Consider the following 11,918-nt stretch of genomic DNA (forward strand, 5'->3'; position numbering starts at 1 on the left):
CTGCAACCAATGGCTCGGCGCTGCTGCTTTCGGGCGAGGCATGCCGGGATATCTCCGATCGGGGCCTGCTCGAATCCAGGCGACGTACCGAGGGCCCAGTGTCCGCAGCATCTGGGTTCCCGCCGGGGTCCTGCGAGGGATACAGCTCTCTCGGATGACTCGAAGGTTTGCTGCCCTCAGAACATTGGATCGATCCCCCACCTGCAGCCAGGACGGCCTCACAGCGCGCAGGATGCACCGGCCGGCGGCACGGTGAGGTCGACCAGGTAATCGGCGGCCATCTCGTTGACGCAGTGATTGGTTCCGGCCATCACGATGGTGTGGCCTTCGCCTTCCACGGTGAGCAAGGCACTGCCGAGCGCCGTTGCCAGCTCAATGCCGCCGGCGTGCGGAGTGCTGGGGTCGCCGGTGATCGACACAACCAGCGTGGGCGATAACCCGACGATGTCGGTCGCGTACGGAATCCCCAGCGTGGGCTCGGCCGGCCAGTGTTCGCAGCCGTCACGCGCGCCGCTGAGCGCGACTCCAGGATCCATGAACGGAGCGGCCTCAAAGATCCGCTCACGCAGGCGGTTACCCTGCTCCTCGGTGAGCCTTTCCTCGTCCATACAGTTGATCGCGTACAGCGCCTCGGCAAAGTTGGGCCAGCGCCCTTCGGCGTCGCGGAGCGAGAAATCGTAGCCGAGCTGCAGCAGTTCGTCGCCTCTCCCCCGTTGTAATTGCGCTATCCCCGTGATGATTCGGGGCCAAGCGGCTGCGCTGTAGAGACCGGAGATCACCCCGCCGATCGCTTCGTCGAATCCCAGATCGGAACGCAACGCCGGCACGGGCTGTCGGTAGAGCGGACGCACGATCTGCTGGAACTGTTGGGTAGCCCCGGCCGGGTCGTCGCCTAATGGGCAGGCGGTCTGGGCGGCGCAGAACGCGGCCATCTGTTCGAAGGAGCGCTGGAACCCCGCGTACGCGTCCACCCGTCGGGCCACAGTTCCCTTTTTCGGGTCGAGGGCGCCATCGAGCAGCATCGCGCGCACGTTCTGCGGGAACTGCTCGGCGTAGACCGCACCCAGCCTCGTCCCGTAACTCTGCCCCAAGAAGGTCAGCTTCTCATCACCGAGCACGGCCCGCAGGACGTCCATATCGCGCGCCGCATCGCGGGTGCCGACACTGGCCAGCACGTCGACGCCGCCCGAGCGTTGGGCGCACCGATCCACGATGTCCTGCGTTTCCTGTTCGGTCCATTGCACAGTGGTGCCCTGGGTGCTCAACACGAACTCGCCCCGATCCGCCTCGGCATCGGTGAAGCACTCGATGGCCGGTTTCGAGCTGCCGACCCCGCGCGGGTCGAAACCCACAAGGTCGAAGCGTTCGGGCAGCCGCGTGGCCGCGGCACTGGCCGTTGCCGCGGTGGCGAACAGTCCAGAACCGCCGGGCCCTCCGGGGTTGATGACCAACGAACCGATGGACTCGCCGCGCGCCGGAACTCGTGCGATCGCGATGAGCGCGGTCTTGCCCAGCGGCTCTTGGTAATTCAGCGGAACTTTCAGTCGTCCACACTCGATGGTCGGCGCCAGGGCAAAGACAGCGCGCTCGATGGAGGTATTGGTGTAGGTTTCGCAGGACTCCCAGGTGATCCGTTGCGAGTAGAACCGGTCCAGGCGCGATGACGACTGAACGGTCGGTGCGTCTGGCGTGCAGGCCGCCACGGCGATCGCCGCTGTGAGAATCAGAAGCTCCCAGGTCTTTGATCCCCCGCGCTCCTTCGGACGCAGGGACCCTCTCGCAGAAGTCAGAATTGGCTGCTCCCGCCGTCGACGTAGATCTCTGATCCGGTCATGTAGGTGCTGCCGTCGGAAGCCAAGAACGCGATCACACTGCCGATCTCGTCTGGGCGTGCCCGGCGCCTCATCGGCACCGTGGCAGTCAAGTCCTCCAGCGCACCACCGGCTCCCTCGAAAAGGTCGGCCAACCCCGGAGTCTCGGTAAGTCCTGGGGCGACAACATTGACGCGGATCCTGCGCTCGAGAAGTTCGGCGGCCCAGCTTCGGGCGAGTGATCGGACCGCGGTCTTGGACGCGGCGTAGACACTGGTGCCCGGCGAGGCCTTCGCGTCACCGGCGGAACCACACAGGATGACCGATGCGCCGTCGTTGAGCAACGGAAGGACGGCCTGGATGGTGAAGATGATCCCGCCGACGTTGGTGTTGAATGTCCGCGCGTAATGCTGCCAGGTGATATCCCCCAACGGCGCAACCTCGGCAATACCTGCGTTGGCGAAGACGATGTCGAGCCCGCTCCCCCTGGCCTCGATGGTGGTCGCGACCCGGGCGAGGTCGGCCTGCTCGGTCACGTCGGCGCGAATGGCACCGACGTGAACGGCGCCGATGCCGGCGACGGCTTGTTCGAGTGCGTCTTGGCGGCGCCCGACGAGGAACACGTGAGCGCCCTCCGCGGCGAGCGCCCGCGCCCCGGCGAGACCGATGCCCGATGCCGCCCCGGTGACGAGGGCTGTCCTACCTGCCAGTGATGACATGTGCATCTCCCATTCTTGTGCCGCGCGGCTTCGCCGAGCATCGCCGTAGGGACTAGACCAGCTGCCTGGAGGCGAGGCTTAGCGGCGAGAGGAGCCGCCACCCCGGACGATTCACCCAACGGTACGGTGCGTCTCGTCTCGTGTCAAGACGGTACGTCTCGTGTTGTCTTGGCGTGGGCGGATCGCTAGTGTTCTGGCATGCCGCCTGACCCCAGCCGACGCAACGAGCATTCACGGCGGGCGATTCTTGAGGCTTGCCTGGCCCTGATCGGTGAACTCGGCTACGACAACGTCTCTATCGAGGCAATCGCCAAACGCGCGGGCTGCGGCAAACAGACCATCTATCGCTGGTGGCCGTCGAAGGGGGCGGTGGTGCTCGACGCCGCTACCGAAAGCCTCAACCCCGTCGTCGTATTCCCCGACACCGGTGACATCGTCACCGACCTACGGGCGCAGTTGATGGGAATCCTGGACCTGATCGCGTCCACCAGTTTCGGTGCGGCCTACCGGGGTGTGATCGCCGCAGGCCAGTCCGACCCCAGCCTGTTACGTGCCGTCTTCGACCGGATCATCGAACCCAACATCACCGGGTTCAGCGAGCGAGCAGCCCTGGCCCAACAGCGCGGCGAGATGCGCCCCGACGCCGACGTGGCAACGCTGCGCGATGTGCTCTACGGAGTCATCGAATACCGGCTGTTCCACGCGATGGCGATCGAACCCCAGCACATCGACGCACTGCTGAAGCTCACATTCGACGGAGTGCGCTGATGGCCTCCGGCGCTGACGCCGGCAACATCGGTGGGTCAGGTGCCTGGACATCCTCGGTGTTGAACCCTGTTCGCGCGGTGAAGCACTCCGCCGGCAGCCGTAGCCAGCCGCCGGGAGGTTCTTGACGCAGATGGCATCTGTCGACCGGCCGTCCGGGAACGTCGCGACCCATAACCACGATGAGGTACACCGAGATGACTGAGTCGATGACGGCCATGGTGCTCGCCCGTTTCGGCGGGGCCGAGGCTTTCGAGCTGCACGAGGTCCCGGTGCCGCGCGTCGAGCCCCGCCAGGTACGCGTGCGCGTCCACGCCACCTCCGTCAACCCGCTCGACTATCAGATCCGTCGCGGTGACTACGCGGATCAGGTGCCGCTGCCGGCGATCATCGGGCATGACATCTCCGGCGTGGTCGAGGAAGTCGGATCCCACGTGACCGAGTTCCGCGTCGGCGATGCGGTGTACTACACGCCGCGAATCTTCGGCGGCCCCGGCTCCTACGCCGAACAGCACGTCGCCGACGTGGACCTGGTGGGCCGGAAACCGGAGAACCTCAGTCACCTGGAGGCGGCGAGCCTGACTCTCGTCGGCGGAACGGTCTGGGAGTCCCTGGTGACGCGGGCTCAACTCACCGTGGGTGAGACCGTCCTCATCCACGGCGGCGCGGGCGGTGTCGGCACCATCGCGATCCAGGTCGCGACGGCGATCGGCGCACGGGTGGTCACCACCGCGAAAGCCGGCGACCACGAGTTCGTCCGCTCTCTTGGGGCCGACGCGGCGATCGACTTCACGGCGACGGACTACGTCGATGCCGTCTACGAGATGACGCGAGGTAGGGGTGTGGATGTCGTCTTCGACACGATCGGTGGTGACGCGCTCACACGAAGCCCGTTGGTGCTCACCGACTCCGGCCGCGTCGTCAGCATCGTCGACATCGCGCAGCCGCAGAACCTCATCGAGGCGTGGGGTAAGAACGCCTCCTACCACTTCGTCTTCACGCGCCAGAACCGGGGAAAGCTGGACGCGCTCACCACGTTGGTTGAGCGCGGTCTCGTGAAGCCGGTGATCGGCGCGACTCTTCCGTTGGCTCGAATGGGCGAGGCTCATGAGCTCTTGGAGAACAGGCGCTCCTATGCACTGCACGGCAAGGTGGCTATCGACGTGGCGGGCGACACCGTTGCGCTGCCCCGACGCACGTCGTAACGGGACCGCGCACTCGGGCGGTTCCAACCCTGTTGACCGGCCGACGTCTAGTTGTGTACGCAACTATAATGGGAGCCGTTCACGCGCGCAGTTTTCCCAAACAGGCAGTCGCTGCACATTATGACTGCTAGCCTGGCGGCGATGACCCGTATCGCATTAGTTGCGCCAACAATCGCTTTGCCGGGCGACGGCCACCTGCTGGGCTGCCCCGACTGACCGCTAGGAGTGGCCATGACGACGACATCGAAACCGACTGCCGGCATAAGGCTGGCTTCCCTGGTCGAACTGCCCGACAACGCTCCCTTCCCGGTCACAACAGCAGGTGTGGACCTGGTACTCATCCGCCGTGGCGACGACGTCTCCGCGCTGTACGGGCGTTGCGCGCATCGTGGCGCCCTGCTGGCTGACGGGCATGTCGAAGACGGTGCTGTTGTGTGCGATGTACACGGCTGGCGCTACAACGTCGAGACCGGCATCTCGCCGATCAACCCGTCGGTGGCTTTGGCAACGTTTCCGGCTTGGGTCTCCAACGGGGCCGTGTACATCGATCAGACCGCAGTTGCCGAGTTCGCCCTGAACAATCCGCAGTCCTACGGCGACGACGGCTATCAGGGCAGGTGGGCCCAACCCGCCGACACGAAAGAAGAGCCCTTCAACACCGGAATCCATGAACTGGCCAGACACGGGCTGAGCAAGGTCGGAGAACACGGAACCACAGCTGCAATGGGTGTTCCGCGCACCGAATTGCCGTCCTGGGATTCGATTCAGCTGCTCACCGCGCAGTTGGCACGACTGCCGCTGCTCGACGATGAGCCGGTCAGTACCGAAACCGTCATCGGACCGGACGCCAACCGCCCGCTGGTCCTCGACATCCCGCTGTTCATCAGCGACATGAGCTTCGGCGCGTTGTCCCAGGAGGCTAAGACGGCCCTTGCGGCCGGCGCAGAACGTGCCGGGACCGGGATCTGCTCGGGCGAAGGAGGCATGCTCCCCGAAGAGCAACAGGAGAATTCGAAGTACCTCTACGAGCTGGCCTCGGCCCGCTTCGGATGGAGCTTCGAGCATCTGCAGAAGGTTCAGGCGTTTCATTTCAAGGGCGGGCAGGGCGCCAAAACCGGAACGGGAGGGCACCTTCCCGGGACCAAGGTGGTGGGAAAGATCGCCGAGGTACGTGGCCTACCTGCGGGCACAGCCGCGATCTCTCCGGCACGGTTTCCGGACTGGAACTCGCTGGAGGACTTCAAAGACTTCGCCGCACAAGTCCGCGAGGTCTCCGGCGGAATCCCGGTCGGCTACAAACTCAGCGCCCAACACATCGAACGCGACCTCGACGCCGCACTCGAGATCGGCGTCGACTACATCATTCTCGACGGCCGGGGCGGCGGAACCGGCGCCGCACCAACAATTTTCCGCGACAACATCTCGGTACCCACCATTCCTGCGCTGGCCCGGGCCCGCCGGCACCTGGACCGCAGCCAAAGCCGGGTGACGTTGGCCATCACCGGCGGCATCCGCACCCCCGCCGACATGGTCAAAGCGCTGGCCTTGGGGGCCGACGCGATCGGACTGGCCAACAGCGCGCTTCAGGCCATCGGCTGCGTCGGTATGCGCGCCTGCCACACCAACACATGCCCGGTCGGCATCGCCACCCAGGACCCTCGCCTGCGCGCCCGGCTGCCGGTGCGGCAGGCCGCCGAACGCCTGGACCGCTACCTGCGTGCTTCGGTGGACCTGATGGTGGTGCTCGCCCGGGCCTGCGGGCACCGACGTCTCGCTGATTTCACCCTCGACGACCTGACGACGTTCGACCGTGACTTCGCTTACCTCAGCGGAGTTCCCTACGCAGGAGTGACGGCACTATGACCGTGCAGGACGGCACCGGAGAAATCGGCCAAGAACTGGAATGGCACAAGGCTGCCGAGCCCGGCGAACTCAGCGAGGGCCAGGTATCGGCCTGCCCGGCCGGACTCAAGACCGTCGCGTTGACCAAGCTGAACGGACGCTACGGCGCCATCGACAATCGCTGCCCGCATCAAGGCGGGCCGCTCGGCCAGGGAACCCTGGAGAACGACAAGATCCGTTGTCCCTGGCACGGCTTCGACTTCGACCCGTTCACCGGCCAGGCTGCCGGCGGTCCGGATTTCGATGTCCCTATCTACCCGGTGCAAGTCCGCGACGACGGCATCTACGTCGGCACCCCACCGCCGGCTGCTGCCCGACGAACCGTCAGCGATGTCCTGGTCGAGACGATGACCAACTGGGGTGTCGACACCATCTTCGGGATGGTCGGCCATTCCAATCTCGGTATCGCCGAGGCCCTGCATCGGGCCGAAACCGAAGGGAAGATGCGGTATTTCGGTATCCGTCACGAGGGGGCCGCGGCCTTTGCGGCGTCGGCCTACGGAAAGCTCACCGGCCGGCCGGCAGCCTGTTTCGGTATCGCCGGACCGGGTTCGACCAATCTGCTGACCGGGCTCTACGACGCCAAGGCAGACCGGGCGCCGGTACTGGCCCTGTCCGGCAATGTCGATTCCGCGGTGGCCGGCAAAGGGGCGTTTCAAGATATCGATCTACTGGCGGCGTTCGCCGATGTCGCCGTGTACTCCGAGATGGTGCGTGCCGGCTCCGAGCATGCCGAGTTGATGACCCTGGCGCTCAAACACGCCATCCTCGATCGCGGCGTCGCCCACCTGGTGGTACCGGATGAAGTGCAGATCATCGAAGCCCCGGATCAACGCGCTTCCGGGCCCGAAGGCCGGATGCCTGATCTGCGGGTAGCGCCGCCCTCGGCTCCGCTGGAGCAGGCGATCGACCGCATCGCCGCCGCAACCCGGCCGGTGATCGTCGTCGGCGCCGGCGCGAAATTCGACATGCCGGCTGTTGTCGCGCTCGCCGAGCGCCTGCAGGCCCCGGTACTGACCACCTTCAAAGCCAAAGGTCAGATCCCCGACGAGCACCCGCTCGCCTGTGGCACCTTGGGCCGCTCGGGCACGCCGGTCGCGTCCTGGATGATGAACAAGGCCGACCTGCTGGTGGTGTTCGGCGCGTCGTTTTCCAATCACACCGGCATTTCGCCGTACAAGCCGATCATCCAGGTCGACACCGACCCACTGGCCCTGGGCCGATTCGCCCCGGTGGCCGTCCCGCTGCTCGGCGATGTCGGGGTGACGGCGGCAGCTCTGCTGCAAGGTCTGCGCACCCACCCGGGCCTGGTCGACCAGCGCCCGGAAATCGCCGACCGCTGGTCGGTGTGGCGGACGGAGAAGGCCCGCCGTACCACGGCATGCCCCAGCGGGCGGGTCGCTGCCGCCGCGGTCTTTGCCGAACTCAGCCATCTCACTCCGGCGAACGCCGTCCTCACTGTCGACGTGGGCAACCATGCCTACTCGTTCGGGCGATACTTCGAGACCAAAGGCCAACAGGCGGTGTTGATGTCGGGCTACCTGGGCTCCATCGGCTTCGGATTCCCCGCCGCAATGGGGGCATGGGCCGCCGCGCCGGACCGTCCCATCATCGCCGTCACCGGCGACGGCGGATTCGGCCAGTACCTTGCCGATTTCACCACGGCGGTCAAGTACGGCATGGACATCACCCACATCCTGCTCAACAACGGCGAACTGGGCAAGATCAGCCAGGAGCAACGCAGTTCGGAGTATGAGGTGTGGCAGACGTCGCTGCACAACCCGGATTTCGCCTCGTTTGCGCAGAACTGCGGGGCATACGGCAGACAAGTCAGCAACCCGGCAGACCTGAGATCTGCTATCGCAGAAGCGCTTTCCCACCCCGGTCCGGCGCTGGTGGAGATCGTGACCGATGCGCGGTCGAATTGAGGCCGACCGGATCCCGCCGCGGCGGGAGGCCGGCCTGATCCAGCGTCCGAATGCGGCAGGTCAGGACGAGCCGTCACCTGGTCTTGGCGCCACTCGGGCCACAGGCTGACCCGTCACCGGGTTGACAACCGCGCCGGTGACCCCGGGAAATCCGCTATTCCGCCGGGCGGAAGAACGGTTCGACCGTGCCGCTGAGCTTGACGATCATCGGGTTTCCGCGGCGATCCTTCGCGGTGGGGATTTCGACACGGACCCAGCCCTCGGCCACGTTGTATTCGTAAACATTGGTTCTCTCGACGCCGTTGAAGCGAATACCTACGTCGCGGCGAAGCACCTCTTCGTCATAGAAGGCGCTGCTCGGATCGACGGAGAGGTGATTCGGTGGAACGTCTGCGCTGTGGTCTTCGGGCATGCCGGCTCTCGTTGAATGCTGCGTCAGGTGCTTGGGTTTGATTGCAGAAGAATCTACGTGACTCAGCAGTGGGGAGTGCGCGTAGGTCCGGGTGGCCAGACCAGCGGCCCTACTCCGCCATAGCCCCCCTGTAGCCGGCCAGCTTCGAGTGCGCTTACGCACACCCCGCTCCGTATGACACGAGTCGAGACACATGGCAGCGAGATGACGTCGCTCGACCTGTGGCTATGAGGGTCTTCGGCACGGGTCCGTTCCGCAGGAAACGAGCCCGCCGACCAGATCAGCCCGCAGTCATCACTGTGCGGACACCGTGGCCGGGTATTCGATCCGTCCGTCGCCGAATTTGGCGAAGCGGGGGGGCGTGAGCTCGTAGACAGGAGCGCTGTCCGGCCACGGCCACCCGCCGAACTGATCGCTAATTCATGCGTATTTACGCATATAACCGTAGCCCTCCGCAGCGCATTCCTCGTCGAGCCGCCTAACGCACGAGGAGCACCTGCTCTCGGTGAATCTGGGGAGGCTCTGTTTTCAGCGCACTGATTCAGCGGCCGGGCGACCGCGGCACCGGCGTGGGATGGCCCGGCTTTCAGGTGCAGCAGTTCGGGTCCAATGCGGTGCACAGTGCCTGCAGGGCCTCCGGGCGGACCCGGTGGAACACATTCATCCCGCGTCGCTCCGACACCACCAGGCCCGCCTTGCGCAGCTGGGTCAGGTGGTGACTGACCGTGGACTCGCTCAGACCCAGCACCGCGGCCAGCTCACCGGAAATCTCCTCACCGGCGGTCGAGCTGAACAGATGCGACACGATCTTGACCCGCACCGGATCGGCTAACGCCTTGAGCCGCAGCGCGATCTGGAGCGCATCGGCATCGCTCATCGGCCCCGAGGCCACCGGGGCGCAACACACCGGCGCGGACATGTCGATCACCGGCAACGCTTTGGGCATGCTGCCATTCTGCCAGAATGCATTGACATATGTCGAAAAGGTGGCATGCTGGGCGGCATCCACTAGTTCGACATATGTCTCACAAGCCGGAGGTGTACCCCATGTCCCGGATTCAGCTCGCCCTCAACGTCGATGACCTCGATGCCGCGATTGCGTTCTACTCCACGCTGTTCGGTGCCGAGCCGGCCAAGGTCAAGCCCGGCTACGCCAACTTCGCGATCGCCGACCCGCCGCTCAAGCTGGTGCTGCTGGAAAACCCCGGCCAGGGCGGCACCCTCAACCACCTGGGTGTGGAGGTGGCCTCCAGCGAGATTGTGCACGCCGAAATTGCCCGGTTGAGTGCAGCGGGCCTGTTCACCGCGGAGGAGATCGGCACCACCTGTTGCTTCGCCACCCAGGACAAGGTCTGGGTGACCGGCCCCGGTAACGAGCGCTGGGAGGTCTACACCAAACTCGCCGACACCGAGACCTTCGGCACCAGCCCGCAACACCCCGACAGTGACGGCGATGGTCCGCAGGTGTGCTGCAGCAGCACCGCCACCGCGCCCGACGAATCCGCGGCCGCCCCGGCCACGTGCTGCTGACCGGCGAACAGACCCCGCAGGCGGTGATGGATGACTGACAGCGCAACCGCGATCCACCCGGCGGCGGCACGGCTGTCCACCCTGGACAGGCTGCTGCCGCTCTGGATCGGGCTGGCCATGGCCGCGGGCCTGACATTGGGCCGCATCATCCCCGGCCTGGGCAATGCGCTCAGCGCCGTCCAGCTCGACGGGATCTCCCTGCCGATCGCGGCCGGACTGCTGATCATGATGTATCCGGTGCTGGCCAAGGTCCGCTACGACCGCCTCGACACCGTCACCTCCGATCGACGACTATTGGTCAGTTCCCTGGTGCTCAACTGGGTGCTGGGCCCGGCGGTGATGTTCGCGCTGGCCTGGCTGCTGCTGGCCGATCTGCCCGAATACCGCACCGGCCTGATCGTGGTCGGGTTGGCTCGCTGTATCGCCATGGTCATCATCTGGAACGACCTGGCCTGCGGGGACCGCGAAGCCGCCGCCGTGCTGGTCGCACTGAACTCGATCTTTCAAGTCGTGATGTTCGCCGCGCTCGGCTGGTTCTACCTGGCGGTATTGCCCGGTTGGCTCGGGTTGCCGCAAGCCAGCATCGAGGTGTCCCCGGGGCAGATCGCGAGGTCAGTGGTGATTTTCCTGGGCATCCCACTGGCGGCCGGATACCTGTCTCGGCGGATCGGCGAACGCACGAAAGGCCGTGACTGGTATGAGACCCGATTCCTGCCGCGCATCGGGCCGTGGGCGCTCTATGGGCTGCTGTTCACCATCGTGATCCTCTTTGCGCTGCAAGGTGATCAGATCACCCACCAGCCCCTGGACGTGGTCCGTATCGCCGTCCCCCTGTTGGCCTACTTCGCGATCATGTGGGGCGGCGGCTACCTCCTGGGCGCGGCACTGGGCTTGGGCTACGCCCGCACCACCACCCTGGCGTTCACCGCGGCCGGAAACAACTTCGAACTGGCCATCGCCGTGGCGATCGCCACCTGGGGTGCCACCAGCGGCCAAGCCCTCGCCGGAGTGGTCGGCCCCCTGATCGAAGTGCCCGTCCTGGTCGGCCTGGTCTACGCCTCCTTGGCCCTGCGGTCCAGCTTCACCCGGCCCAGCACCGCGGCCACGTGATGCCCTCGATACCCAGCGTGCTGTTCGTCTGCGTGCACAACGCCGGCCGCTCCCAAATGGCCGCCGCCCTCTTGACCCACCTGGCCGGTGACCGCGTTGAAGTCCGTTCGGCCGGGACCGAACCCGCCGACCAGATCAACCCCACCGCCATCACCGCCATGGCCGAAGTCGGCATCGACATCACCACCAACACGCCCAAAATCCTTACCGCCGACACCGTCCAAACCAGCGATGTCGTGATCACCATGGGCTGCGGCGACACCTGCCCCTACTACCCGGGCGTGAGCTACCGCGACTGGCAACTGCCCGATCCTGCCGGCCAACCGCTGGCCACCGTGCGCACCATCCGCGACGACATCACCCAACGCGTCAAAGACCTCCTCGCCGAACTCCTGCCAGCCTTATAGCACCCCACACACCCAGCCCGCATGCAGAAGCCACCAGAGACCACCCTGCAGGTAAGAGTCCTGACTTACGCCAAGCTCAAAACCGCCGTCGGAAATAATCAGCTTGATGTGGCACGCACGAAGGCATGA

The 11,918-nt window shown here is 65.6% G+C and carries 9 protein-coding genes and 1 pseudogene; 6 read left to right on the forward strand and 4 right to left on the reverse strand.

The features are described 5' to 3' along the window. Positions 1 to 218 precede the first annotated feature (218 nt). Both G6N14_RS17710 and G6N14_RS17715 read right to left on the reverse strand, forming a co-directional pair. A complete protein-coding gene (locus tag G6N14_RS17710; RefSeq protein ID WP_234808946.1) occupies positions 219 to 1,703 on the reverse strand; it encodes an alpha/beta hydrolase in 1,485 nt (494 codons plus the stop codon). A gap of 83 nt (positions 1,704 to 1,786) precedes the next feature. After that, entirely contained in the window at positions 1,787 to 2,530 is a 744-nt protein-coding gene (locus G6N14_RS17715; protein WP_085136194.1) for an SDR family NAD(P)-dependent oxidoreductase, read from the reverse strand. A 198-nt stretch (positions 2,531 to 2,728) separates the two neighbouring features. Here G6N14_RS17715 and G6N14_RS17720 point away from each other — a divergent pair, with 198 nt between their 5' ends. From G6N14_RS17720 to G6N14_RS17735, 4 genes are all read left to right on the forward strand, one after another. Next, positions 2,729 to 3,298, forward strand: coding sequence for a TetR/AcrR family transcriptional regulator (locus tag G6N14_RS17720; protein WP_085136162.1), 570 nt, complete (start codon positions 2,729 to 2,731; stop codon positions 3,296 to 3,298). Between the two features lie 194 nt (positions 3,299 to 3,492). Next, positions 3,493 to 4,500, forward strand: coding sequence for a zinc-dependent alcohol dehydrogenase family protein (locus G6N14_RS17725; RefSeq protein ID WP_085136193.1), 1,008 nt, complete (start codon positions 3,493 to 3,495; stop codon positions 4,498 to 4,500). 231 nt (positions 4,501 to 4,731) lie between these two features. Beyond that, complete coding sequence (locus G6N14_RS17730) at positions 4,732 to 6,363, forward strand: glutamate synthase-related protein (protein WP_085136161.1); 1,632 nt, start codon at positions 4,732 to 4,734, stop codon at positions 6,361 to 6,363. After that, on the forward strand, positions 6,360 to 8,330 hold the full coding sequence (locus tag G6N14_RS17735) for a thiamine pyrophosphate-dependent enzyme (RefSeq protein WP_085136160.1): 1,971 nt from the start codon (positions 6,360 to 6,362) through the stop codon (positions 8,328 to 8,330). Before G6N14_RS17730 ends, G6N14_RS17735 begins: the two co-directional genes overlap by 4 nt. A 154-nt stretch (positions 8,331 to 8,484) precedes the next feature. Here G6N14_RS17735 and G6N14_RS17740 read toward each other — a convergent pair whose 3' ends face one another. Together G6N14_RS17740 and G6N14_RS17745 are read right to left on the reverse strand one after the other, a co-directional pair. Further along, positions 8,485 to 8,742: a DUF3297 family protein gene (locus G6N14_RS17740; protein ID WP_085128905.1), complete on the reverse strand. Its 258-nt coding sequence runs from the start codon at positions 8,740 to 8,742 to the stop codon at positions 8,485 to 8,487. 586 nt (positions 8,743 to 9,328) lie between these two features. Beyond that, positions 9,329 to 9,688, reverse strand: a complete 360-nt coding sequence (locus G6N14_RS17745) for an Rv2640c family ArsR-like transcriptional regulator (protein WP_085136192.1) — start codon at positions 9,686 to 9,688, stop codon at positions 9,329 to 9,331. Positions 9,689 to 9,789: 101 nt separating this feature from the next. On the opposite strand from G6N14_RS17745, the gene G6N14_RS17750 reads away from it, so the two are divergent. Both G6N14_RS17750 and arsB read left to right on the forward strand, forming a co-directional pair. Beyond that, positions 9,790 to 10,272, forward strand: coding sequence for an ArsI/CadI family heavy metal resistance metalloenzyme (locus G6N14_RS17750; RefSeq protein WP_085136191.1), 483 nt, complete (start codon positions 9,790 to 9,792; stop codon positions 10,270 to 10,272). A 30-nt stretch (positions 10,273 to 10,302) separates the two neighbouring features. Then, positions 10,303 to 11,789 (forward strand): annotated as a pseudogene (arsB, locus tag G6N14_RS17755) (ACR3 family arsenite efflux transporter). Positions 11,790 to 11,918: the final 129 nt, after the last annotated feature.

The organism is Mycolicibacter hiberniae, from assembly GCF_010729485.1.
GTDB classification, from domain to species: Bacteria; Actinomycetota; Actinomycetes; order Mycobacteriales; family Mycobacteriaceae; genus Mycobacterium; species Mycobacterium hiberniae.